Below are 25,490 nucleotides of genomic sequence, written 5' to 3' on the forward strand. Positions count from 1 at the left end.
TAGCTGTTTATGCTGTATCCCGCTGCATTTTATTGCAACAGCTTATTGCAACAGCGCTATGTGGGCAGCTGCTCTAGAATGACAAAAGTGAGTGCGCCAATGCACACCAGAAACGAAGCGTTAGAGATTTTTCGCCAGTTGGCGGAAGGTTTGGGGCGCAGCGGAAGACCTGACTTTTATACGACGCTTGTCGAGCAACTTGCCCAACTGCTTGGGATTGATCATGCGTTGATCGCTGTGGTCACCGAGCCTAATATGGCCACAACGTTGGCCGTTTGGTCAAATAATTGTCATCAGGAAAATATCGCTTATTCTCTCATTGGAACGCCTTGTGAAACCGTTTTAGGTCGAGAGCCTTGCTTGTATGCCTGTGATGTTCAGGCGCGCTTTCCTAAAGACGAGTTGCTCGGCCAACTGGGTGCGGAGAGCTACATGGGGCTGCCTCTATTTTCATCAGATGGCTCCGCCATTGGCATCTTAGCGGTGTTAAGTAATAAGCCGATGCAGCTCGATGGGCTTGAAAACGAAATCTTGCGCATTGTGGCCGCTCAAGCGGGCGCCGAGCTAGGCCGTTGCCAAGCCGAGCAAGCGCTTCGTCAAAGTGAAGAAGTGGCTCGGGAGAGTGAGCGGCGTTTAAATACATTGCTCAATCACCTTCCTGGAATGGCCTATCGTTGCCTGAATGACCAACACTGGACGATGCAGTTGGTTAGCCAAGGTGCTGAAGCGCTCACGGGCTATCATCCGGACGAGTTACAAGACAATCGGCTCATAAGCTTCGCCTCCCTCATACATGAAGCCGATCAGGATCGTCTCTATTTAGCAGCACAGCAGGCAATTCAACAGCGTCAGCCATATCGCGTGGTGTACCGATTACGTCATCGGGATGGCAGCTACCGCTGGATGTGGGAGCAAGGTCAAGCTGTCATCGATGATGATGGTCATGTGGCCTATCTCGAGGGCTTTATCTCGGATGTGACTGATCAGCACGAATCGCAACGCGTGCAGGACGCGGTAGTACAAGTAGCCACGACGGTTACCTCACGCGTAGGAGATGATTATTTTCACCAATTGATCGCCACGTTAGCCACGTTATTAGAAGCAGATGCCGGGTTTATCGCATTACTGGATCAACCTGTTCCACAGCGTTTGGGATCAACTGACAAGAGAGACTCGGTGCTGCCCGCCACAGCAGCCCATACCGTTAGTTTAGTTGCTAATGGACAGTTAATAGATAACCAAACGTTTATGTTGCAAGGAACGCCTGCTGAGCGAGTAGTGTTTGAGCGCGAGAGCGTCGTTCAAAGTGGCCATTCGTTTACGTTGCCAGGCACCTCGCTCAGTACCCAGGCATGGATCGGCCGCCGCCTGGATAATGCCAAGGGAGATGCCATTGGCGTGATGATGGTGTTTTATCAAGCACCGCTGACCACCAATGCATTTGCGACCTCCGTGCTAAAAATTCTCTCTACCGGTGCCGCCGCGGAACTCGAACGTCGCCGTGACCATCGACACATGCAGCGTCTCGCCTATACAGACAACACCACAGGCTTGCCTAACCGCGCACGTTTCATTGAGCTGTTGGCCAGCATGGGAAAAGAGGCGACTAGTCAGGATGACTCGCTCTCGTTACTGCTGCTGGATATTCGACGCTTTAAAGAGGTTAACGACCTACATGGCCATCAGGTAGGAGACCAGTTGCTCGTGACCGTGGCTGAGCGCTTGCGGCAAGCCAGTCTGTCCAAAAGTGCTGTCGCGCGACTTTCCGGGGATGAATTTACGATACTGCTACCCAACATTGAGGATGTTCGTCTTCAAGAAGTAGTGTTTCAGCTATGCGAGGTAATCAAGCGTCCCATCCAGTTGGGGCATCGTGTTTTTAACCTCGACGTCAGTATTGGGGTAGCCAGCTATCCAAGCGATGTATCGGATGCCGGCGAGCTGTTTAACGCGGCGAGTATTGCACTCCATCACGCAAAACGACGTGATAATAGCGTATGCCCCTATACACAGGCGATGCGTCAGACGATGGAACGCCGGCAATGGATGACCGAGCGCCTGCATCAAGCCATTATTGAAGGGCGTTTACAACTTTACTTCCAACCCCAGTTTAGTCTTGCTAGCAAAACATTGAAGGGGGCTGAAGCGCTGTGCCGCTGGTATGACCCTGAGTGGGGCTGGGTAAGCCCCGGCGAGTTCATTCCTCTGGCGGAAGAGCGTGGCTTGATCCGCATGCTGGGAGACTGGGTGCTAGAAGAAGCGGCAAGTCAGCTAAGCGTTTGGCAAACCAACAATACGCCGTTGCCGGGAAGGCTCTCAATCAATATTTCGGCCCAACAGTTTGCCGACCCTCAGCTAACCGCACATGTGGCTAAGCTAACTGCCTGCGTACCTCCATGCGCCATTGCGTTAGAACTCACCGAAAGCGATTTTATGCGTGATCCCGATCAAGCGGTCACGATTACTCAGTCTATGCGTCAGGCTGGCTACGCGCTGTTTATTGATGATTTCGGTACAGGTTACTCATCGCTCTCTTATTTGCGGCGCTTCGCTGCGGATGCGTTGAAGATAGACATTTCGTTTGTGCGTGACATGCTCGATAACCATCATGATCGGGCGATTGTACAAACCATCATCGCCATGGCCGACACGCTAGATATGAAAACTCTTGCAGAGGGTGTTGAAAGCTCGGCCCAGGCCGATTTACTAGCAAAAATGGGCTGCAGCGAAGCTCAGGGATACTGGTTTGGCCGCCCGTTACCCGCTGATGAGTTCGCGGCAATGTGGTTAACCCCTTAAGCCATTTTATGGATAGGTAAGGCGAGCAATAACCATTCTCAGCAATAGCGTCATCGTCCTGTCATCATCGTTGGCATACCCTACGCGCCGCCGAACTCGCGAAAAAAGGAGTGCCACATGCGCCTTGCTCTGTTTGACCTTGATGACACCCTCCTGGATGGAGACTGCAGCGACCGCTGGAATTTATGGATGATCGAGCTGGGTTGGATCCGTGATGCCGAAACCTTTATAGCCCGTGCCGAACAGATGCAGCAGGCTTATCATGCCGGTAAGTTGAAGCTAGAGGAGTACCTAGCGATGACCTTGGCGCCGCTGCGGGGCCGCCGAGTGATGGATGTACAAAAAGAGGTTGAGCGCTTTGTCGCTACTCATTTGCAGCCACGTGTTTTTGATCAAGCCTGGCGCTGCCTGGAAGCGCACCGTCAGTCAGGCGATACCCTAGTACTCATTTCTGCATCATCGCATCACTTGGTAGCACCGATTGCAACGATGCTAGGGATCGAGCATGTGTTGGCGGTAGAGCTAAGTGTCGAACAAGCGGGAAGTGGGACAAGCTACACCGGCCATAGCAGAGGCGTGCTCTCTTACCGAGGGGGTAAAGTACTGCGTTTTCAGCAGTGGCTAACCGAGCAAAAAATTATCCCCAGTCACACAACGTTCTACTCAGATTCCCGCAACGATATCCCGCTGCTGCAGTATGTCGACTGCCCAGTGGCGGTTAACCCTGACCCCGTGCTAGCGGAGGTGGCTAGTGTAGAAGGGTGGCAGCGCTTAGACTGGCGGATGGCAGCGTCGTCAGACGCTTCATCGGCCAATAATTTGCCAGGAAAATCGGCGCATGCCTGATGCCTACTATTTACAGTTAACGGAACAACTTCGTCATTTAATTACCCAGCATGCCACGCAGTGGGAAGGCAAGTTGCCCGCTGAGCGAGCGTTGGCAGAGCGCTTCTCGACTACCCGCGTTACGTTGCGGCAAGCCTTGGCGCAACTGGAGGGGGAAGGGCTTATTCACCGCAGCAATCGACGTGGCTGGTTTATTTCACCGGCTAGGCTGGTGTATGACCCCACCCGGGACGCAGGTTTTAACGACTATGTGCGCGCTCAGGGGCGGCAACCACGCACGGCGGTACTTAAGCTGGAGACCCGTTCTCATCTGGTGGCGGCCCGAGCCCTGGAACTGCCCGATGACCAGCCGTTTCACCACATTCGCCGTCGCCGTTACGTAGATGATCGCGCTGTGCTGGTGGAGTCGCTTTGGGTGGTGCCCGAGCGTGCGCCAGAGCTGCTAGACATCTACAGCGGACAGTCACTGTGGGGGCTGTTAAGAGAGCGATGGGGGCATCACTTGGCCAATCGCTCAATACGCATGGTGTCCGAAGCGCTGTCGCCATTAGATGCTGAAGAGTTACTCGTTGCCCCCGGCGCGGCAGGGTTAAACATTTGCCGCGCCATTTTTGATGGTCAACAGCGGCCCATTGAGTTTGATGAGGAGCACTGGCTGCATGACTCCCTTTGCATTAGCGTTGAGCTATCGGGCCAGCAGTAACACGGTTACGAAGACAGGGACGCTCGCGAGAAACCTCACAAGATCCCTCACAAGAACCTACGCTTGAGCGTACACAACAACTTAAAAAATCGGTCAAACAAGCGTCATCGCACTGTCATTTAACGGCGGCAAACTCCTGGTCTATACCAAAACGCTGGGAGCCTACCATGTCGAAACTTCGCCGTTTGTTCCAACCTAATCAGATTGCAACTGCTCTGCTTGCAACGGCTGCCGTTGCCTTCACTTCTGTGGCTAGCGCCACTGAGCTAACGGTGTACACCGCCGTTGAGTCAGATGATCTGCAAAAATACGCCGAGCGCTTCAATGCTGCTCACCCCGATATCACCATTAACTGGGTGCGTGATTCTACGGGGGTGATTACCGCGCGCTTGCTAGCGGAAAAAGACAATCCCCAGGCAGACGTTATTTGGGGCTTAGCAGCCACCAGTCTGCTGGTGCTTGAAGAAGAGGGCATGCTGGAACGCTACGCCCCCGCTGGCGTTGAAAATCTCGATCCAAAATTTATTGATGCCGCTTACCGGAACGGTGAAGACCCTGCGTGGGTAGGCATGGATGCCTGGGTAGCGGCCATTTGCTACAACACCATTGAAGGCGAGCGTCAGGGCGTACCCATGCCGACCTCCTGGGAAGACCTGACCCAGCCAGAGTTTGAGGGGCATGTGATTATGCCTAACCCCAACTCCTCCGGTACCGGCTATCTGGATGTAGCCAGCTGGATGCAGCTGTGGGGCGAAGAGCAAGGTTGGGACTATATGGACCGTCTGCATAACAACATTTCCCGTTATACCCACTCAGGCTCTGCTCCTTGCAGCCTGGCGGCCACCGGTGAAGCGGTTGTTGGCGTGTCGTTTGCCTTCCGTGGGGCACGGTTAAAATCCCAAGGCGCACCAATTGAAGTGATCTTCCCGGAAGAGGGGCTTGGCTGGGATATGGAAGCTGCCGCCATCGTTGCGGGAACCACCAAACAGGAAGCTGCACAAACGCTGATGGATTGGGCTGTTTCCCGTGAAGCTAACGAACTCTATAACGAAGGTTATGCCGTGGTGGCCTATCCAGGTGTGGCGCAGCCGATTGAAAACTACCCCGCTGACATTGCGGATCGCATGATTGATGCCGACTTCCAGTGGGCTGCGGTTAATCGCGAGCGCGTGCTGGCAGAGTGGCAGCGCCGCTACGACGGTAAGACCGAACAGTAAGCACGAATCAGTTGCCCCGGCCAAGGCCGGGGCTTGGAGATGTTATGCAGACCACACTGACATCGCCGCTGACGGCTCACTCGGCGGCGAAACCCCACTTACCCTCTGCGCACCTAAGCATAGATGGCGTCACTAAACGCTTCGGAAGCTTTACCGCGCTGGATAACATTGCGCTACAGATTCAGGAAGGCGAGTTTGTATGCTTTTTAGGGCCTTCTGGCTGTGGCAAAACAACCCTGTTACGCACCATTGCAGGTCTGGCTCAGCAAACAGCAGGTAGCTTAATTCAGCGTGGCAAGGATATTTCCACGCTGCCCCCGCAAGCGCGGGATTTTGGCATCGTGTTTCAATCTTATGCGCTGTTCCCCAATCTGACCGTGTTCGATAACGTTGCCTACGGGTTACGCAATCGTCGAAGTGATCGGGCGACGATTGATGCCCGCGTGGCGGAGTTACTTGCACTAGTTGACCTTAATGGTAGCGAGCATAAATATCCTGCTGCGCTTTCTGGCGGGCAGCAGCAGCGGGTTGCGCTGGCGCGGGCGCTGGCGACTGAACCCGGCCTGTTACTGCTTGATGAGCCGCTCTCCGCGCTGGATGCTCGAGTACGCGGCCATTTGCGACATCAGATCAAAGCACTACAGGCACGCCTTGGCGTGACCACCATCATGGTGACCCATGATCAAGAAGAAGCACTCACCATGGCTGATCGTATCGTGGTGATGAATCACGGGGTGATCGAACAAGTAGGTACGCCTGCCGAGATTTACCACCAGCCCGCCAGCGCTTTTGTGGCGTCATTTATCGGCACCATGAATTTTCTAGAGGTGACCGCCCAGGCGAATAACCACGCGCTGCTAGGCACTATTTCATGCCCTTGTTTGCCGCATACTTACGCGAAAGACCAAGCAGCTCAACTGGCCATTCGCCCCGAAGCAGTCGCGCTTAGTGCCAGCACCACCGGGCTGAGCGGTGATGTTATGGGCATTGAGTTTTTAGGTGCGTTTCAGCGGGTATCTCTGCGTCTGAGCGATACTGAACAATGGCTACTGGCTGATGTTCCCAGCCGTGATAGCGCCACACTGGGGTTACGGCTAGGGCAAAACCTGGGTATCCATTTGCCTGCCGACGCTGCCCGGTTATACCCGGCTGGGAGCAACCAGTCATGAGAGCGAGTACGTTTTCAGGCTCTGCCTCAAAGCCATCGCTGGAGGCATTGATACGCCTACTCGTGCTGTTAGCGGGCGTGGCGCTGTTAGTGATTGGCCTGCTGTTCCCGCTATTTGCGATGCTGGTGAAAAGCCTGCAAGACCGCAGCGGCGACTTTATTGGGCTAGCAAACTTTGTGCAGTACTTTCAAACGCCAGCACTGGTCAATTCAATTGCCAACTCGTTGCGCGTGGCATTCACCACCACGGTAGTGGTCGCTGGGCTCGCCTTTTTATGCGCCTACGGCATTACCCGTACCTGTATGCCAGGCAAACGGCTCTTTCGAATGTTGGCGATTTTGCCCATTTTGGCACCTTCGTTGCTGCCCGCCATTAGCTTGGTGTATCTGTTTGGTAACCAGGGTTTTTTGCGCGACGTGCTGGCAGGTCATTCTATTTATGGGCCGATCGGCATTGTGATGGGCATGAGTTTTTGGATTTTTCCCCATGCGCTAATGCTGCTAACCACGGCGCTGACTAACAGCGATGCACGCCTCTATGAAGCAGCAGAAGCACTGGGCACGCCGAAGTGGCGCACGTTTTTGACGATTACGCTGCCCGGAGTGCGCTACGGGCTAATTTCATGTCTGTTCGTTGTCTTTACGCTGGCAATTACCGATTTTGGTGTGCCGAAAATTATTGGCGGCCAATTCAGCGTGCTCGCCACCGATGTGTACCGTCAGGTAGTGGGCCAACAGAATTTCCAAATGGGCGCGGTGGTTAGCGTTATTTTGTTAATGCCTGCGGTGCTATCGTTCATCGTTGACCGTTGGATACAGAAACGCCAGGTGGCTCAGCTTTCGGCTCGGGCAGTGCCATGGCAACCAACGCCTAGCCCGCTGCGAGACTGGACGTTTGCGCTGCTGTGTTATTCGGTCGCGGGCATTATTCTGCTGGTCATTGGTACCGCAGTGTATGCGTCGCTCATACAGTTTTGGCCCTATAACCTGTCGTTCACTCTGCAGCATTACACCTTTCAAGGCTTAGCTGGCGGTGGCTGGGGTGCGTGGTTTAACTCCCTCAAACTGGCATTTAGCGTCGCGTTAGTGGGCACACTGGTGATTTTCTTTAATGCGTGGCTGATTGAAAAGAGCGAAGGCTATCGCCCGTTGCGTCAAGGCCTGCACTTTATGGCCATGCTGCCTATGGCGGTTCCAGGTATGGTGCTGGGCCTGGCTTATATCTTCTTTTTCAACCAGGCAGGTAACCCCCTTAACTGGCTGTACGGGACCATGGCGATTCTGGTGCTCAACACGCTAGTGCACTTCTATACAGTGTGCCACCTCACTTCTGTCACCGCGCTGAAACAGCTCGATCCGGAGTTTGAAGCCGTGGGTGCCTCGCTAAAAGTACCGTTCTGGACCACGTTTAGCCGCGTGACATTGCCGGTGTCACTGCCCGCCGTGCTGGATATTTCGGTCTACCTGTTCGTCAATGCGATGACGACAGTGTCAGCGGTGGTGTTCCTCTATAACAGTGACACGCGGCTGGCTTCAGTGGCGGTGCTGCACCTGGACGAGGCGGGCTATTTTGCTAGCGCCGCGGCCATGGCCGTGCTGATTTTCCTGACCTCGCTGGTGGTTAAACTGCTCCACGCCGCACTTACCCACGTTCTGCTAAACAACGCTCAGCGTTGGCGCCAAGCGAGCTAGAGATAGCTCGCTGCGCTAGCGGTTAAATTGTGTTTATAATCTGGTATAGACCAAAATGATAAATCATTCACAAGTGCCTTACCTTTTAACCCCAGGACCACTAACCACCTCCCACGCGACCAAAGCAGCCATGTTGCGTGACTGGGGCTCCTGGGATGACGACTTTAACCGTGTGACTGCGGACGTGCGTACGCAACTGCTTGCCATGGCTGAGGCGGCAAGCGACGAGTATGCCTGCGTACCCATGCAGGGCAGTGGCACCTTTGCTGTTGAAAGTGCGCTGGCCTGCGCAACCGACCCCAACGGCAAGGTGTTGGTGTTAATGAACGGCGCTTACGGCAAGCGGGCTGCTCAACTGCTCGATATGATGGGCCGCCGTTATGTGACGCTGGACAAAGGTGATTACTTACCACCGCAACCCGACGAAGTGGCGGCACTGCTACAGCAAGATGCTGACATTACCGTCGTGTTTCTAGTTCACTGCGAAACCAGCTCCGGCATTTTGAACCCGCTAGAAGCCATCGCTGAGGTGGTACGCGCTCACGGAAAAACGCTGATCGTGGACGCCATGAGCTCGTTTGGAGGCATACCGATCAGTCTGACAAAAACGCCTATTGATGTGCTGATTTCATCAGCCAATAAGTGCATCGAAGGTGTACCGGGCTTTGGTTTTGTGATCATTCGCCAGACGCTACTTGCTGCTGGTAAGGGGCGTGCCCACTCGCTGAGCCTGGATCTGCACGCTCAGTGGGACTACATGGAACGCACTGGCCAGTGGCGCTTTACCCCGCCTACGCATACGGTGGTGGCCTTCCAAGCGGCGCTTGCCCAGCACCGGGAAGAGGGCGGCGTGCCGGGGCGCTGCGCACGTTATACCCACAATCGTGATGTGCTGGTAAGAGGCATGCGGGCGTTAGGCTTCAGCACGCTTTTAGAAGATGAATGGTTATCGCCGATCATCACTACCTTTTTGAGCCCTACCGACCCTGCGTTTGAATTTAAGACCTTCTACGCAGCGCTGAAAGCGCGTGGCTTTTTGATCTACCCGGGCAAGTTAACCGACGTTGAAAGTTTTCGCATCGGCTGCATTGGCCAATTGGATGCGGCGGTGATTGAGCAGTTACTCAGCGTTATTCAAGACGCCCTAACGAATATGGGTGTTTCTCTCTTCACTGAATCAAGGAGTGCCTGATGCACTATCAATCTCCTCAATGCCTACAGGCGGTGATTTGTGACTGGGCGGGCACGCTGGTCGATTTTGGCTCCTTCGCACCGACGCAGATATTTGTCGAAGCCTTTGCCGAACTGGGTGTGGCGATCAGCCTAGAAGAAGCACGCGGCCCGATGGGCATGGGAAAATGGGATCATATCCGCACGCTGTGCAATCAGCCTGAGATAGCCGAGCGCTTTCTCCTGGCAGTTGGCCATCTGCCGACTGATGCTGATGTGACTGCGCTTTATGAACGCTTTATGCCGCTGCAGATTGCCAAAATTGCCGATCACTCGGCGGTGATTCCTGGGGCGCTTGATACGCTCACTTGGTTGCGAGGGCAGGGGCTGAAAATAGGTTCCTGCTCCGGCTATCCGGCCGTGGTGATGGAAAAGGTGGTGGCGCTAGCCGTCGATAACGGCCTGCAAGTGGATCATGTGGTGGCCACTGATGAGGTGCCCAATGGCCGACCGCACCCCGCCCAGGCGCTGGCCAATGTGATTGCCTTAGGCATTAGCGATGTTGCTGCCTGCATCAAAGTAGATGACACCACACCCGGCATTCTAGAAGGGCGCCGTGCTGGAATGTGGACGGTCGCACTCACCTGTTCAGGTAATGCTCTGGGGCTGAGTTATGATCAGTATCAAGCACTGAGCGATAGCGAACGCCGTGCAGCCCACGAGCGAGTAGCCGCTCAATTTGCCCCCTCAAAACCGCACTACAGCATTGCCACCATCGCCGAACTTCCAAGCGTTGTGGATGCCATTAATGCCCGATTACAGCGAGGAGAGCGGCCTTGAGCCCAGCCGCCTTAGCGTTAGTGCTGTTTTCGGTGTGTATGCATGCTGGGTGGAACGTGTTGGGTAAGCGTAATGCACCGTCGCTGGCTTTTTTTGCCTTGGCTTACGGGGCAGGCGGTGTGCTGTTGTTGCCGTTGGTGTGGCTTGGGCCATCGTTGGCGGCGCTACCCAACACATTCTGGGGATGGTTGGCGCTTTCTGGATTGTGCCAAATGCTCTATATGGGTGGCTTAGCCTGGGCTTATGCGCGTGGGGAGGTCAGCGTTCTTTATCCCATCGCACGGGCGCTGCCGGTGGTGCTTGTGCCGCTCGTATCCATTGCGCTGCTCGGTAACCGCGCGCTGGATGTGGGGGATGGCATTGGCATGGCCTTGGTGGTGGCGGGGGCGCTCTGCCTGCCGCTAAGCCACCCAGAGGCGCGTAGGCTAGCTACCTATTTAACACCAGCCATGGGGTTTGCACTATTGGCAGCCGCCGGCACCGTGGGCTATTCGCTGATAGATAAGCAGGCATTGGCGTTGATGCAGATAGTAGGCCATAGCAGTCTAACCGCAGGCGCGGTGTTTATGGTGCTACAGGCATTGATGACGTTGACCTGGGCGATTCCGCTGCTGATGCTGCTACCCACGGAACGTCGCCGGTTGCCCGCCATCCGCCAGCAAGGGCTAGTGATGCTGGTCGTCACAGGGCTGATGATGACCTGCACTTATGGCCTGGTACTAATGGCCCTCGCACTAACCGACGAAGTGAGTTACGTCGTGGCGCTACGCCAGCTCTCCATTCCAGTCGGTGTATTAATGGGTGTGTTGTGGCTAAAAGAGCCCGCTTCTACGGCAAAAGCCGCTGGCACACTGATCATGTTGAGTGGGCTTCTGCTGGTAGCACTGTAAGCACGCACTAACCTACCGCTTGCCAAACTAAGTTGATTCCCACCAAGAACATGGCCAGAATCACAAGTCGGTAAAACAGTGCTTCGTTGACGCGGCTTTGCAGCCACAGCCCGTTGCGCACGCCGATCCAGGCTACCGGCACCAACAGTAGCGACGCCCAGGCGCTTGTTACGTTGACTTCGCCAAGCCACATATACGGGCCGAGCTTGATGACATTCACTACCGCATAAATGACCGTGCAGGTGGCTATAAAGGTCTCTTTAGAGAGTTTGCGTGGCATCAAGTAAATGTTCAGCGGTGGTGCGCCTGCATGGGCAATAAAGCTGGTAAACCCACAAACGCTGGCGGCAGGCAGCGCCCAGCGGGTGGAAATCGGCTTCTTCGCGACAGGCTTCAGCAACATATACACCGCAAACACAACGGAGATTACGCCTAGCACCAATCGCACGCCTTGATCACTTAAACTTCCAAACAGCAGTGTGCCAATCGTCACGCCAATGACTAACCCTGGCACAAACCGCCACACCTCGGCGTTTGCCTGCTTTCCCCACCATGCTTTTAGCGCAAATACATCCATGACTAGCAAGAGGGGCAGTAACAAGCCTGCTGCTTGGGTAGGGCTAATCGCCAGCGCCATCAGCGGTACCGAAAGCGTACCAAAACCGCCTGCAAAGCCGCCTTTTGAAACGCCGGTCAGGTAAACAGAAAATACGATCAACACCCACGCGATGACAGAGTAATCGGGGAGCATGTGGACCTCTATCAATAGGGGGAACGGGCAACATAAAAAAGCCCCGCACAGGCGGGGCGCAATATCATAGCATTGGTTAAATGTTAGCGGGCGAAGTATTGCCCTGTTAAGCGTTCATTAACCACTCATGGTCGGGGTCGTTTTGAAATTTCCACACCCGCTTAGGCCCCGCCATGACATTTAAGTAGTAGAGCGAGTAGCCATGAGAGGCGCCCACAGGGTGGTAGCCTTTGGGAACCAACACACAGCAACCATTTTCCACCGCCATGGTTTCATCAAGGCTTCGGTCATCCGTGTAAACCCGCTGAAATGCGAACCCTTGTTCAGGGTTAATCCGGTGGTAGTAGGTCTCTTCCAGGTATGATTCGTGGGGTAAGTTATCCACATCGTGTTTATGTGGCGGGTAGCTAGACCAGTTACCCGCAGGTGTGAATACCTCAACCACTAGCAGGCTATCGGCGGGCTCGGTTTCCGGCAAAATATCGTGAACATGGCGGGTATTAGTGCCCTGGCCACGGGTGCTCTGCTTGATGTTGTCGGGGGAAATCAGCCTTGGGGCGTGATTGCCATGCCCAGGGGCAGCGCACACCGCTAGCTCTAAGTCCGTGGTCGCTTCCACCGCGTAGCTAACATGGTCAGGCAGATAAACCGCGTAGGGAGGGATCTGCTCAAAGATATCCATGCGTTTGCCGATGTCTTCAAAGCGGTGCTCGCCGCAGGTCACTGTGGCCTGCCCGGTGAGCAGCACCAAGCAGACTTCCTGGTTATCACTGCTGGCCTCCAGGCGCTGGCCCTTGGCGAGTTTATGCACCCGAAAGCCAACATGCGTCCAGCCAGCGGATTCTGGGGTAACGTCAATCACGGTGCCTTGGGCATCTGGGGCGGTGGGGCGTACCAGTAGTGAAGCCATATATCGCTCCTTCCTGATGGCTAGCTGCTCGGTTGGCAGCTAGTCGTTGTCGATATGAAAGGTCTACACAGACCCGTCTGCGTCTGTTTAGACCGAGGCGTCGAGCAGGATTTTGCGACCTTCACGTAATGAAAGCTCCGCTGCATCGGCTAAGCGCAACGCCTCTAGGCCATCTTGGGCACCTGCGAGTGGCGCACGCTTCTCTTGCCAGGCGGCGACAAAGTCGCCAATTTCAAGTTGGTAGGCTTGGGCGTAGCGCTCCAGGAAGAACCACTTGGGTTTGTCTTCCACTTGGCCTGCTTCACCAGTAAAACGCAGCCGGGTATCGCTCTCGTTCTGGGCTTGCAGCATGCCTTGGCTGCCAAAGGCTTCGATACGCTGATCGTAGCCGTAGCAGGCGCGCCGTGAGTTGCTGATTTGGCACAGCTTTCCACTGGCGGTGGTAAGGGTGACCATGGCGGTATCCACATCACCTGCTTCACCAATCGCTGGGTCAATGATGCTACTACCGACGGCAAAGACACTTTCAATAGGCTCATCAAGCAACCAGCGAGCCATATCAAGATCATGAATCATCATGTCGCGGAACAGACCGCCGGATTCAGCCACATACTCGGCAGGCGGGGGAGAGGGGTCGCGGCTAATAATCGTCAGCGTTTCAAGTGCGCCAATACGCCCTTCGGTAATCGCTTTTTTCAATGCTGCAAACTGAGGATCGTGGCGGCGGTTAAAGCCTAACGCGCAGGTCACCGGGTATTCGCTAAGTACCTGTAGGGCATCGCGCGTGCGCGCTAAGTCCAGGGCGATAGGTTTTTCGCACAGAACCGCCTTGCCTGCGCGGGCGGCACGCTCCAGATACTCCGCATGAGTAGGTGTGCTTGAAGCAATCAGTACGGCATCAATTTCATCATCTGCGAAGATTTCATCCACAGAGGCTGCTCGACTAGCGTACTGCGCGGCCAGGGCTTCTGCGGCAGGCTGATGAAAATCAGCCACGGCAACCAGCGTAACGTTGGGGTGTGAATAAATGGCCTGGGCATGCACCTTGCCGATGCGTCCAGCGCCGATAAGCGCGAGTTTCATAAGCACTCCTATTTTGTTGTTGCTGTTGGCTTGGTGTTTATGTCTTACGTTTTTTAGTTGAGGCTTTTTCCAGGGCTTTGTCCCGGGATTTGTCTTGTCGCACGCCTAGGGCAATTGCCAAGGCTTGGGTTAAGCAGAGCGATGCGGTCAAGCCGCGAAAGCTTTTTACTTCGGCTTCGTTAACCACGAAGGCAACATCCGCGAAACGCGCCAGTGGGCTAAGGCTTGAATCGGTAATCACCACAATGGGTAGACCGCGCTGATGGGCGTCTTCGCAGGCTTTTTGGCTCTCTTCGGCATAGGGAGAGAAGCTGATGGTCAGTAGAGCGTCGTGTTGGCTCATCGCGCGCAGTTGCTCGCCGTACATCCCCCCCAAACCACTGACCAGCAACGCAGGTTTATCCACATGCGCCAGGGCATAGGTCATGTAGCTGGCGACCATGAAGCTGCGCCGTGCGCCCATCACATGAATCGCATGGGCCTTTTCAAAAATATCCAGCGCCTTCTCTAGGCTCTCTGGATCAATACGGCTGGGTAGCTGCTCAAGCACGGCGCGGTTGGCGTCAGCGAACTCCCATAATAGTTGGGTGCTATCGGGTGTTTCTCCGGTGGCGCTGCGTACCGCACGAATTCGTTCGGTGTAGTTAGGCAACTCATCGACCAGACGGCTGCGAAACAGCTGCTGCATTTCGGAAAAGCCCTTAAAGCCCAAGCTATTGGCCAAGCGAATTAAGGTGGATGGCGTGACATCCGCCTGTTCGGCAATTTTGGCCACGGTCGCTAAAGCAACTTCCTGAGGGTGATCAAGCATAAAGCGCGCGGTTTGCTGTAAGCGTTTGCTCAGTGTGGCGTACTCGGCGGTGATCAGCGTTTCCAACTCACGATAGCTCTGTGGTGGTTGTGGCATACAAATTCCTTCGCGTTGGCCCATCTAGCACCCTTTTGCTTATGTACTAGTGGATATGCAGTACTGAGCAAAGTGACTCGTTGTTATGCAGTCTAGTTGATTGGAATAAATATTCCATTTATACCAAAGTATAGAATAAATAATTTGCTATAACTGACGTTTGGAATCTATATTTCATGACGCCAAGGCATCTAATGCCACTTCCCTACCAACAACGATAACGTTATGAGGAATTGTTTATGGCACGTCTATCTCAATGGCTTCTAGCCTCTGCCGCCACCACGGCATTAATGGCAGGTGTCGTACAAGCACAGGAATCAGAACAAGAAGAGAGCCGTTTCGTCATGGTGACCCATGGCGTTCCCTCTGATCCTTTCTGGTCGGTAGTGAAAAACGGCGCAGAAGCCGCCGCTGAAACCGTCGGGGCTAGCTTGGAGTATCGCGCGCCCTCCACCTTTGATATGGCCAAGATGCAGCAACTTGTAGAAGCAGCAGTGGCGTCTGGTCCTGATGGTTTGATTCTCTCTTTTACCGACGAAAATGCCCTGGGCGGCGCTGTGCAAAATGCTGTCGATAACGGCATACCCGTCATCACTATTAACTCCGGTGGCGACGTGGCAAGGGATTATGGTGCCCGGCTGCACATTGGGCAAAGTGAGTATGAAGCAGGTAAGCAGGCTGCTGAGCGCATGCAGGAGATGGGCGTCGAGAAAGGCGTCTGCGTTAACCATGAACAAGGCAATCAAGGACTTGACCAGCGCTGTGATGGTTTTGTCGACGGCTTCAATGGCAATGCTGAGCAGCTAGCGACCACCTACGACCCCACCAATATTCGCAATGCCATTGTCGCTTACCTCAACGAAAACAGCGATGTGCGTGGTGTGCTGACCTTGGGTGCATTGGCCGCTGATCCGATGATTCGGGCCATGCGTGAGCAGGGGGCAACCGATATGTTCACCCTTGGTACTTTTGATCTTTCACCCGGTATTTTGGAAGCCTTGGATGCGGGTGAGCTGGACTTCGCGATCGACCAACAGCAGTACATGCAGGGCTACTTACCTGTCATGTTCCTAGATCAGTTCGTCAAGAATGGTCTGCTGCCTGCAGGGGATGTTGCCACCGGCCCTGGATTTGTTACTCAAGAAAACGCTGCTCAGGTCATTGAGCTGAGTAGTCAGGGCATCCGCTGATAACTACCTAATCGGAAAAGGCTCGGCGGTGTCGAGCCTTAGGAGTCGATCGCTATGAATTCCACTGAAACGAAACCATCGGTTGCGCCAACAGCGGCTGATCAAGACGAGCGTATCCAGAGAGTCTCTTTCTGGAAGAAAGCGCTTAATCGCCCAGAGTTGGGGGCGCTGGCCGGTGCCGTGTTGGTGCTTGCCTTCTTTATCGCTGCCTCCAGCGGCACCGGGATGTTTACCCCAGCGGGTATTATTAATTTTCTTGAAGTCGCCGCTCAGCTCGGCATTATCGCCACGGCGGCTGCATTGCTGATGATCGGCGGAGAGTTTGATCTTTCGATTGGCTCGATGATTGGCTTGGCAGGCATTCTGATTGCCATCCCCGCTGTGGAGTATGGCTGGCCGCTATGGGCCGCAATTTTATTGGCGTTTGCCTGTGCGGGCCTAGTGGGCTGGATTAACGGTAATCTGGTCAATAAAACGGGCTTGCCGTCATTTATCGTTACCTTGGGCTTCCTGTTCATTCTGCGTGGCCTGGCTATTGGAACCAGTCGGTTGTTGACGGGACGTACTCAGGTGGGAGGAGTGCAGGATCATATCCCTGGAGATTGGTTTGCGGCGCTTTTCTCTGGAGAAGTCGCTACGGGCCTATTTAGCTGGATGGCAGCAAATGGCTGGATGGCGACCAACTTTGCGGGCAACCCCACGGTTACCGGTATTCCCGTCTCGATTGTCTGGTGGCTGGGCTTAACCGCTGTAGCGACTTGGGTGCTGCTGTGCACGCCTTACGGCAACTGGATCTTCGCTAGCGGTGGCGATGCCAATGCGGCGCGCAACTCAGGCGTTCCCGTCCATCGTGTCAAGATTTCACTGTTCATGTTCACCGCTTTCTCCGCCACCATCTTTGCCTGCATACAGGTGATGGATACCGGCTCGGCGGACACCATTCGTGGCCTGCTAAAAGAGCTGGAAGCCATCATTGCCGTTGTCATTGGCGGTGCTTTGCTGACCGGTGGCTATGGGTCTGCCATTGGTGCAGCGCTTGGGGCACTGATCTTTGGCATGGTGCAAATGGGCATCTTTTACACCGGCGTTAATACCGACTGGTTCCAGGTTTTCCTGGGCGTGATGTTGCTGGTGGCGGTGCTATTCAACAATTACATGCGCAAAAAGGCGATGGAGGCCAAATAACATGACCACACGTACGCCAATGATTGAAATGCGCAGTGTCAGCAAACACTTCGGCAGTGTTATCGCCTTAAGTGATATCTCAATGCAGGTCTACTCCGGTGAGGTTATGTGCCTGCTAGGGGATAACGGTGCTGGCAAGTCAACGTTGATTAAAACCCTTTCCGGTGTTCACCAGCCCACCCACGGCGAGATGCTACTGGATGGCAAGCCAGCTCGTTTCAAGTCTCCAGCTTATGCATTAGACGCTGGTATCGCGACAGTTTTCCAAGATCTGGCGATGGTGCCGTTGATGTCGATTACCCGTAACTTTTTTATGGGGCGCGAACCGACGGTGGGCTGGGGGCCTTTAAAGCGAATTGATTGGAAATATGCCGACCGGGTTGCCAAAGAGGAAATGGCTAAAATCGGTATTGATGTACGCGACCCAAGCCAGCCGGTGGGCACGCTTTCCGGTGGGGAGCGCCAGTGTGTGGCGATTGCTCGTGCCGTCTACTTTGGTGCCAAAGTGCTGATTCTGGATGAGCCCACGTCCGCGCTTGGGGTCAAGCAGGCTTCTGTTGTACTGCGCTACATCGCTAAAGCCCGCGCAGATGGCCTTGCAGTCATTTTTATTACCCACAATGTCCACCATGCTTACCCAGTGGCGGATGCGTTCACCCTATTGTCACGCGGCGGCAGTTTGGGCTCCTTCCGCAAAGAAGAAGTCAGCCGCGAAGAAGTGCTCAACATGATGGCGGGTGGCGCTGAGCTTGAAAGCCTGGATGCAGAGCTTGCTGAATTCCAGCGGGAGGATAAAGCCAAGAAGGCCAGCTTAGCCGACCAAGACACTCAGTCTGCCGATGCAAGCAGCACTGAACCCTCTTCACCGCGAACGGCGAACGGATATTAAGGAGCCATGATGAATAAACCTATCCCATCATCGCCGTTCACGCTGGCTGTCTGTGCTGAAATGGTCTTCTGCGATTTGCCGATACTGGAACGTGTTAAGCGTATTTCTGAACTGGGCTTTCAAGTCGAAATCTGGGACTGGACGAAGCACGACATTGATGCGCTGGCCAATAGCGGGGCGACGTTTTCGTCCATGACTGGCTATGTCACCGGCACACTGGCAGATGCCACCGGGGCAGATGAACTGCTTCGCACCGCCGCTGAGTCGGTTGAGGTAGCAAAGCGCCTTGGCATTCCGCGCCTTAACCTGCATGGCACCGGGCTAGATGGTAATGGGTTGCCCGTTCAGCCTTGCCAGCAGATGACGGGCGCTATGTGGCTCAAAGCCCGCGACACGCTCAATCGTCTGGCAGATCTTGGCGAGAAGAATGACGTCACCTTCGTGCTTGAAAACCTCAATACCGACGTTGATCACCCAGGTGTGCCGTTTGCTCGCTTGGAAGATGTTCTAGCACTGGTGGAGAGTGTTGATCGGCCCAGCTTGCGCATTATGTTGGACGTTTATCACGCCCAAATTGGCGAAGGTAATCTGATTGAATTGATTCGCCGCTGCGGGCCGTACATTGGTGAAGTGCAGGTAGCCGATGTGCCTGGGCGCTGCGAACCGGGGACTGGCGAGATTAACTACCCGGCCATTGCTCAAGCGCTGAACGACATAGGCTATCGCGGCACGGTGGGGTTAGAAGGTTGGGCCTCTGGCGATGACAGCCTCGCCCTTGATCGATTCCGTGCTGCTTTCTCATTTTAGGTAAGCCTCATCGATAGCCATCCAAGACGCTTTTATGCCCAGTGCCCTCTTTTGCCCGATACCACGAATTTGTGACGTGGGGAGACATTTATGCTGAATAACAATAGTCAACACCGACCGCTTGACCTGATTTGTCTTGGACGTGTGGCGGTCGACCTGTACGCCGAGCAGATTGGCAGCCGTTTAGAAGACGTGGCGAGCTTTGCCAAGTACCTAGGTGGCAGCTCGGGCAATATGGCTTACGGCACCGCTCGTTTAGGATTGAAGTCTGCCATGCTCTCGCGGGTCGGCGATGAACAAATGGGCAATTTTGTTCGCGAGGAATTAGCACGAGTGGGGGTGGATACCTCCGCGCTACAAACCGACCCCGAGCGCCACACCGGCTTGGTACTGCTGGCGTTAAAAGATCGCGAAAGCTTCCCGCTGCTATTTTACCGCCGCGACTGTGCCGATATGGCCATCGACGCCGACGCCATCGACCCTGAATTTATCGCCCGGGCCAAGGCGCTGGCGATTACCGGCACCCACCTTTCTACCGATACCACTCGCCGGGCGTGCCGCAAAGCGCTAGATGCTGCCGCCCATCATGGCGTGAAGCGAGTGCTAGACATCGACTACCGCCCCGTGCTGTGGGGGCTGACCAACCCCGGCGATGGTGAAACCCGCTTTATTGCGGATGCAACCGTCACCACCGACCTGCAGCGCTGGCTGGCGGATTTTGACCTGATTGTGGGCACCGAAGAGGAGTTTCATATTGCCGGTGGCAGCACTGACACCTTGACGGCACTGCGCGCAGTGCGTGAGGTTAGCCAGGCGACCCTAGTATGCAAGCTGGGCCCCATGGGCTGTGTAGTGTTTGAAGGCGCGATTCCTGAACACATTGAAGACGGCATTCTAGTCAAGGGCGTTCAGGTCGAGGTGCTCAATGTACTGGGCGCGGGCGATGCCTTTATGAGTGGGCTGCTACGTGGCTGGTTACGCAATGAATCCTGGCAAACCAGTGCCAGCTATGCCAATGCCTGTGGCGCGCTGGTGGTCTCCCGCCACGGCTGTGCCCCCGCCATGCCCACCGAAGACGAGTTATTTGATTACTTGGCGCGCCGGGATGAGGTACCCCGTCCGGATATCGATCAACGCCTAAACCATTTACACCGGGTCACTACCCGAGTGCCTGCGCAATGGCCCGAAGTGTTGGGTCTGGCGTTTGACCACCGTCGCCAGCTCACCGATATGGCCCGCGAAGAGCATGCCGACAGCGCGCGGCTGCCAGCACTCAAAAAACTCTTGGTCAGCGCCGCTGAAGAGGGCGCCAAGCTGGGAGGCATCTCCACTCCCGCAATCCTGGTTGATGACGTGCTGGGTCAAGACGCACTCAATCAAGCCAGTGGAAAAGGCTGGTGGATTGGTCGGCCGGTGGAGCTGCCAGGCTCACGCCCGCTGCGTTTCCAGCATGGCGATGACTTAGGTGCCTGCCTACGCAACTGGCCTAGAGAACAGATCATTAAATGCTTGGTGTTCTACCATCCTGACGATGAACTCTCACTGCGCCTAGAGCAGGAGGAGCGTCTGCGCCAGCTCTACCAGGCGGCCTGTACTTATGGGCTGGAGTTGCTGATAGAGATAATCCCTCCCGCTGATATGCAAAGCGATAACACGACGCTACCGCGCAGCCTTCAGCGACTCTACAACCTAGGCATTCGCCCAGACTGGTGGAAGCTACCCTCAATGACGGATGTTGCTTGGCAGGCGGTGGGCGAGACCATTGAGCGCGAGGATGCTTACTGCCGCGGGGTTGTACTGCTCGGGCTCGACGCCCCTATGGACGACATGAAACGCGGCTTTGAAGCAGCCGCCAATCATGCCTGCTGTAAGGGTTTCACCGTTGGCCGCACGCTATTTGCTAGTGCGAGTCGTGATTGGCTGGCTGGGCGTATCGACGACGCTAGCTTGGTAGCGCGAGTCGCCCAAAACTATGCCGAATTGATAAAGACGTGGCGGCAATTAAGGCAGGCGCAGCCGCAAACGCTGGCCCACACCGAGGAGGCGTAAGATGAGCACCATTCGACTCACCATGGCTCAAGCGCTGGTTAAGTACCTTGCCGCCCAGCGTATCGACATCAACGGCCAAGAAGTGGCGCTTTTTGAGGGGGTATTTGCGATTTTTGGTCATGGCAACGTGGCAGGGTTAGGCGAAGCGCTTTATCACGTGCAAGACGAATTGCCGACCTTTCGTGCCCATAACGAACAGTCCATGGCCCACGCGGCGATCGCCTTTGCCAAGGCCAATGGCCGTCAGCGTCTAATGGCGGCGACCAGCTCCATCGGCCCAGGGGCGACCAATATGGTCACCGCTGCGGCGCTTGCTCATGCCAACCGGTTGCCGATCCTGCTGCTGCCGGGGGACACCTTTGCCACCCGCGAACCGGATCCGGTACTGCAACAAGTGGAACATTTCGGTGACCCGACGATTAGCGTCAACGACTGTTTTCGCCCGGTATCGCGCTACTTCGACCGCATTAACCGCCCCGAGCAGTTGCTGACTAGCCTGCCCCAGGCGATTGCCACCCTGCTTGACCCTGAGCACTGCGGCCCCGCGACCCTGGCGCTGCCCCAGGATGTGCAAACCTTTGCCTATGATTATCCGGAGGCATTTTTTGCCCCCAAAGTGCATCGCATTCGCCGCTCGCCGCCAGATGCTTTCGAACTTCGCCAAGCCATCGCCGCACTGCAACAGGCCAAGCGCCCGCTGATCATTGCCGGCGGCGGCGTGCATTACGCCGCTGCCTGCGATGCCCTGGCAGAGTTTGCTAAAGCGCGGGGCATCCCGGTAGCCGAAACCCAGGCCGGCAAAGGAGCGTTGGCCGATAGCCACCCTTGCGCAGTGGGTGCCATTGGGGTGACCGGCAGCGCAGCCGCCAACCAATTGGCGGAGCAGGCAGATGTCATTATGGCGGTGGGCACGCGTTTGCAGGACTTTACCACTGGCTCTCGGGCGCTGTTTGAAAACAACGATAAAACACTGATCGCCCTTAACGTTGGCCGTTTCGATAGCTTGAAGCATCAAGCATTGCCGCTTAGCTGCGATGCTTTGATCGGGCTGGGGCAACTCGACGCAGCGCTGGGCGAGTGGCGCGGTAGCGATGAATGGCGCGAACAAACCGGCACGCTCAAACGCGAATGGGCCGAAATAGTGCGCCGTGTAACCGCAGATCAAGGGCTAGCGCTGCCTACCGATGCTCAGGTGATCGGTGCGGTCAATCGTCAGGCAGGCAACGATACCACCGTGGTATGCGCCGCCGGTGGTTTGCCCGGCGAGCTGCATAAGCTCTGGCAATGCTCTGGCCCCGGCAGCTACCACGTGGAGTACGGCTTCTCCTGCATGGGCTATGAAATTGCCGGCGGGCTGGGCGTCAAGATGGCCAAGCCAGAGCGGGAAGTAGTAGTGATGGTCGGCGATGGCAGCTACCTGATGCACAACTCAGAGCTGGCGACCTCGGTGATGCTGGGCCACAGGCTGATTGTGGTGGTGTTAGATAACCGCGGCTATGGCTGCATCAACCGCTTGCAGCAGGCCACCGGCGGAGCAGGTTTCAACAACCTGCTGCAAGACTGCCGCACTGTCGAGGCGGGCGCACCGAAAACCGATTTTGCCGCCCACGCCAAAGCGTTGGGCTGTGAGTCTGAATCGGTGAGCGGTATTGCGGAACTGGAGCAGGCGCTGGTGCGCGCTCGCAGCGCCACCTCGACTTATGTGATTGCCCTGGATACTGACCCTTTACCCAGCACCCACGAAGGCGGCGCTTGGTGGGAAGTGGCCGTGCCCGAGGTTTCCGAGCGTGAAGCGGTCAATAAAGCCTATCAAGGGTACCGCGAAGCCAAGCAGCGCCAGGCCCGCTAATCGAATGCAGAACATCAGAGAGTCGGCGATAGGGTAAAGCGCCCTAACGCCAAAAATACTCAGACAAAAATGACAAGGAATACGCTATGCCGACGGTTACTTTAGGCATCAATCCGCTCACCTGGACCAACGATGACTTGCCCAGCCTGGGTGGCGCAACACCGCTGGAAACCTGTTTGAAAGAGGGTCGCGAGGCAGGTTTTAGTGGTTTTGAATTAGGTAACAAGTTCCCCCGTACACCTGACGCCTTGAATCAGGTGCTTAGCGCCCACGACTTGGCGCTTGTGTCGGGCTGGTACTCCGCGCAGCTGTTGGAACGCACACCTGAAGAAGAGATTGACGCCATTCAGGATCACATGAACCTGCTCAAGGAGTGTGGCGCGAAGGTGATGGTGCTTTGTGAAGTCACCCACTGTGTACACGGCGATCAGGAGCGCCCGCTCTCCCACCGCCCGCATCTTTCCGAGCAAGAGTGGCAGCGACTGCTGCATGGCCTGGAAGTGGTGGGCGACTACCTGAAATCCCAGGGCATTCAGCTGGTGTATCACCATCACCTGGGCACGGTGATCGAAAGCCAGGCCGACGTTGAGCGCTTAATGGATAACACCGGTGAAGGGGTGGGGTTGCTGCTCGACTTTGGTCATCTGCGCGGTGCCGGCGGTGACCCACTCGCCATCGCCAAACGCTACAGCCAGCGTATCCACCATGTGCACTGCAAAGACCTTCGCTTTCCAGTGCTGGACGCGGTACGCAACCGCGACAAAAGCTTTTTAAACGGCGTGTTAGATGGCCTGTTTACGGTGCCAGGGGATGGCAATGTGGATTTTTTGCCCGCCTTAACCCACCTGTGCGAACAGGGCTACCAGGGGTGGTTAGTGGTTGAAGCCGAACAAGACCCGGAAGTTGCCCATCCGCTGACTTACGCCCGCCTGAGTTACCGCAACCTACGCCAACTTGCCGAGCAGGCAGGCTTCGACGTTGCCAGCTAAACAGCACCGCTTTTAATCAGGAGCTTGTATGAAGACGCTATCCCACTATCTTAATGGTCAGCTCTCTGCCGGTCAGAGCCAGCGCACTTCGCCGGTTTATAACCCGGCCACCGGTGAGCAGAGCGCCCAGGTGGCGCTGGCCACCGCTGATGAAACCCGCGAAGCGGTGCGCATCGCCGATGAGGCCTTTGTCGCCTGGTCAAAAACCTCGCCGCTGAAGCGTTCGCGTATCCTATTTAAATTTAAAGCGCTGGTTGAGGAGCACACCGATGAGCTGGCGCGCCTGATCTCCAGCGAACACGGCAAGGTGTTTTCAGACGCCAAAGGTGAAGTGACCCGGGGCCTGGAAGTGGTCGAGTTTGCCTGCGGCATTCCCCACCTGCAGAAGGGCGAGCACTCCATGAACGTCGGCACCGGCGTTGATAGCTATTCGATGATGCAGCCGCTGGGCGTGTGCGCCGGTATCTCGCCGTTCAACTTCCCCGCCATGGTGCCCATGTGGATGTTCCCCATTGCACTGGCCTGCGGCAACACCTTCGTCATGAAGCCTTCGGAAAAAGATCCCTCCACGCCGCTGCGCTTAGCCGAGCTGTTAAGCGAAGCGGGCCTGCCTGATGGCGTCTTTAACGTCGTCAATGGTGATAAAGAAGCGGTAGATGTGCTGCTCACCGATGAGCGTGTTCAGGCGGTCAGCTTTGTCGGCTCCACACCCATCGCCGAGTACATCTACGCTACCGCATCAGCCCATGGCAAGCGTGTTCAGGCCCTGGGCGGGGCTAAAAACCATATGGTGATCATGCCCGATGCGGATCTCGATCAAGCCGTGGGTGCCCTGATGGGCGCGGCCTATGGCTCGGCAGGCGAGCGCTGCATGGCGATTTCTGTGGCCGTGCCCGTAGGCGAAGATACCGCCAACCGTCTGCGTGAAAAGCTGGTGGCCGAACTGGATAAACTCACGGTCGGGCCAGGCCTGGTTGATGGCCCGGATAACGATATGGGGCCGCTGATCACCCGCGAGCATCTTGAGAAAGTGGCGGGCTATATCCAGGTCGGCGTGGATGAAGGCGCAGAGCTTGTGGTCGACGGTCGCCAGACAGCGGTTGACGGTGCAGGCGATGGTTACTTTATCGGCGGCAGCCTGTTTGACCATGTCACGCCCAGCATGCGTATTCACTCCGAGGAGATCTTTGGTCCGGTGCTGGCCATTGCTCGCGTGGCGAGCTTCGACGAAGCGGTCAGCATGATCAACGCTCATGAATACGGCAACGGCACGGCAATCTTTACCCGCGACGGCGATGCGGCGCGTCAGTACTGCGAGCAGATCCAGGTCGGTATGGTCGGCGTTAACGTACCTATCCCGGTACCCATGGCGTTCCACAGTTTTGGCGGTTGGAAGCGCTCGCTGTTTGGCCCGCTGCACATGCACGGCCCCGACGGTGTGCGTTTCTACACCCGTATGAAAACCATCACTCAACGCTGGCCCAGCGGCATTCGTGAAGAGACCAACCACTTCACCATGCCGACCATGTAAACAGCCTACGGGGCACGACACCATT

At 55.8% G+C, this 25,490-nt stretch carries 21 protein-coding genes; 17 read left to right on the forward strand and 4 right to left on the reverse strand.

What is annotated here, in order from left to right; translation table 11 throughout:
- Positions 1 to 99 precede the first annotated feature (99 nt).
- From L1X57_RS07495 to L1X57_RS07535, 9 genes are all read left to right on the forward strand, one after another.
- Positions 100 to 2,799, forward strand: a complete 2,700-nt coding sequence (locus L1X57_RS07495; RefSeq protein WP_009722972.1) for an EAL domain-containing protein — start codon at positions 100 to 102, stop codon at positions 2,797 to 2,799.
- A 117-nt stretch (positions 2,800 to 2,916) separates the two neighbouring features.
- Complete coding sequence (locus L1X57_RS07500) at positions 2,917 to 3,645, forward strand: HAD family hydrolase (RefSeq protein ID WP_009722971.1); 729 nt, start codon at positions 2,917 to 2,919, stop codon at positions 3,643 to 3,645.
- The gene (locus L1X57_RS07505) at positions 3,638 to 4,348 is read left to right on the forward strand and encodes a UTRA domain-containing protein (RefSeq protein ID WP_009722970.1); all 711 of its coding nucleotides are present in this window, start codon (positions 3,638 to 3,640) and stop codon (positions 4,346 to 4,348) included. The genes L1X57_RS07500 and L1X57_RS07505 overlap by 8 nt, the downstream gene beginning before the upstream one ends.
- A gap of 167 nt (positions 4,349 to 4,515) precedes the next feature.
- On the forward strand, positions 4,516 to 5,565 hold the full coding sequence (locus tag L1X57_RS07510; RefSeq protein WP_009722969.1) for a putative 2-aminoethylphosphonate ABC transporter substrate-binding protein: 1,050 nt from the start codon (positions 4,516 to 4,518) through the stop codon (positions 5,563 to 5,565).
- 44 nt (positions 5,566 to 5,609) lie between these two features.
- Positions 5,610 to 6,734: a putative 2-aminoethylphosphonate ABC transporter ATP-binding protein gene (locus tag L1X57_RS07515; protein WP_009722968.1), complete on the forward strand. Its 1,125-nt coding sequence runs from the start codon at positions 5,610 to 5,612 to the stop codon at positions 6,732 to 6,734.
- Positions 6,731 to 8,425, forward strand: a complete 1,695-nt coding sequence (locus L1X57_RS07520) for a putative 2-aminoethylphosphonate ABC transporter permease subunit (RefSeq protein WP_009722967.1) — start codon at positions 6,731 to 6,733, stop codon at positions 8,423 to 8,425. The genes L1X57_RS07515 and L1X57_RS07520 overlap by 4 nt, the downstream gene beginning before the upstream one ends.
- A 55-nt stretch (positions 8,426 to 8,480) precedes the next feature.
- Positions 8,481 to 9,617, forward strand: coding sequence for a 2-aminoethylphosphonate--pyruvate transaminase (locus L1X57_RS07525; protein ID WP_009722966.1), 1,137 nt, complete (start codon positions 8,481 to 8,483; stop codon positions 9,615 to 9,617).
- The gene (gene phnX / locus L1X57_RS07530; RefSeq protein WP_009722965.1) at positions 9,617 to 10,435 is read left to right on the forward strand and encodes a phosphonoacetaldehyde hydrolase; all 819 of its coding nucleotides are present in this window, start codon (positions 9,617 to 9,619) and stop codon (positions 10,433 to 10,435) included. The genes L1X57_RS07525 and phnX overlap by 1 nt, the downstream gene beginning before the upstream one ends.
- Entirely contained in the window at positions 10,432 to 11,325 is an 894-nt protein-coding gene (locus L1X57_RS07535; protein ID WP_009722964.1) for an EamA family transporter, read from the forward strand. The genes phnX and L1X57_RS07535 overlap by 4 nt, the downstream gene beginning before the upstream one ends.
- A gap of 7 nt (positions 11,326 to 11,332) precedes the next feature.
- Here the strand turns inward: L1X57_RS07535 and L1X57_RS07540 are convergent, their stop codons facing one another.
- The 4 genes from L1X57_RS07540 to L1X57_RS07555 all read right to left on the reverse strand — a co-directional run bounded on the left by L1X57_RS07540 (position 11,333) and on the right by L1X57_RS07555 (position 14,976).
- Entirely contained in the window at positions 11,333 to 12,076 is a 744-nt protein-coding gene (locus tag L1X57_RS07540) for a sulfite exporter TauE/SafE family protein (protein WP_009722963.1), read from the reverse strand.
- 106 nt (positions 12,077 to 12,182) lie between these two features.
- On the reverse strand, positions 12,183 to 12,986 hold the full coding sequence (gene iolB, locus L1X57_RS07545) for a 5-deoxy-glucuronate isomerase (RefSeq protein WP_009722962.1): 804 nt from the start codon (positions 12,984 to 12,986) through the stop codon (positions 12,183 to 12,185).
- Between the two features lie 87 nt (positions 12,987 to 13,073).
- Positions 13,074 to 14,069: an inositol 2-dehydrogenase gene (iolG, locus tag L1X57_RS07550; RefSeq protein WP_009722961.1), complete on the reverse strand. Its 996-nt coding sequence runs from the start codon at positions 14,067 to 14,069 to the stop codon at positions 13,074 to 13,076.
- A gap of 37 nt (positions 14,070 to 14,106) precedes the next feature.
- The gene (locus L1X57_RS07555) at positions 14,107 to 14,976 is read right to left on the reverse strand and encodes a MurR/RpiR family transcriptional regulator (protein ID WP_146944415.1); all 870 of its coding nucleotides are present in this window, start codon (positions 14,974 to 14,976) and stop codon (positions 14,107 to 14,109) included.
- Between the two features lie 239 nt (positions 14,977 to 15,215).
- Here L1X57_RS07555 and L1X57_RS07560 point away from each other — a divergent pair, with 239 nt between their 5' ends.
- From L1X57_RS07560 to L1X57_RS07595, 8 genes are all read left to right on the forward strand, one after another.
- Positions 15,216 to 16,166 carry a sugar ABC transporter substrate-binding protein gene (locus tag L1X57_RS07560; protein ID WP_009722958.1) on the forward strand — a complete coding sequence of 317 codons (951 nt, stop codon included), beginning with the start codon at positions 15,216 to 15,218 and terminating at the stop codon, positions 16,164 to 16,166.
- A gap of 54 nt (positions 16,167 to 16,220) precedes the next feature.
- Entirely contained in the window at positions 16,221 to 17,351 is a 1,131-nt protein-coding gene (locus tag L1X57_RS07565; RefSeq protein ID WP_009722957.1) for an ABC transporter permease, read from the forward strand.
- A 1-nt stretch (position 17,352) separates the two neighbouring features.
- The gene (locus L1X57_RS07570; RefSeq protein WP_009722956.1) at positions 17,353 to 18,240 is read left to right on the forward strand and encodes an ATP-binding cassette domain-containing protein; all 888 of its coding nucleotides are present in this window, start codon (positions 17,353 to 17,355) and stop codon (positions 18,238 to 18,240) included.
- Positions 18,241 to 18,249: 9 nt separating this feature from the next.
- On the forward strand, positions 18,250 to 19,047 hold the full coding sequence (locus tag L1X57_RS07575; protein ID WP_009722955.1) for a TIM barrel protein: 798 nt from the start codon (positions 18,250 to 18,252) through the stop codon (positions 19,045 to 19,047).
- 90 nt (positions 19,048 to 19,137) lie between these two features.
- Positions 19,138 to 21,096 carry a bifunctional 5-dehydro-2-deoxygluconokinase/5-dehydro-2-deoxyphosphogluconate aldolase gene (locus tag L1X57_RS07580; RefSeq protein WP_009722954.1) on the forward strand — a complete coding sequence of 653 codons (1,959 nt, stop codon included), beginning with the start codon at positions 19,138 to 19,140 and terminating at the stop codon, positions 21,094 to 21,096.
- A 1-nt stretch (position 21,097) separates the two neighbouring features.
- Positions 21,098 to 22,945 carry a 3D-(3,5/4)-trihydroxycyclohexane-1,2-dione acylhydrolase (decyclizing) gene (gene iolD / locus L1X57_RS07585; RefSeq protein WP_009722953.1) on the forward strand — a complete coding sequence of 616 codons (1,848 nt, stop codon included), beginning with the start codon at positions 21,098 to 21,100 and terminating at the stop codon, positions 22,943 to 22,945.
- Positions 22,946 to 23,031: 86 nt separating this feature from the next.
- Positions 23,032 to 23,934 (forward strand): myo-inosose-2 dehydratase, encoded by a 903-nt coding sequence (gene iolE, locus L1X57_RS07590; RefSeq protein ID WP_009722952.1) that lies wholly within the window; start codon positions 23,032 to 23,034, stop codon positions 23,932 to 23,934.
- 28 nt (positions 23,935 to 23,962) lie between these two features.
- A complete protein-coding gene (locus tag L1X57_RS07595; RefSeq protein WP_009722951.1) occupies positions 23,963 to 25,465 on the forward strand; it encodes a CoA-acylating methylmalonate-semialdehyde dehydrogenase in 1,503 nt (500 codons plus the stop codon).
- The last annotated feature ends 25 nt before the right edge of the window (positions 25,466 to 25,490 follow it).

This window comes from Halomonas sp. TD01 (assembly GCF_923868895.1).
Taxonomy (GTDB): Bacteria; Pseudomonadota; Gammaproteobacteria; order Pseudomonadales; family Halomonadaceae; genus Vreelandella.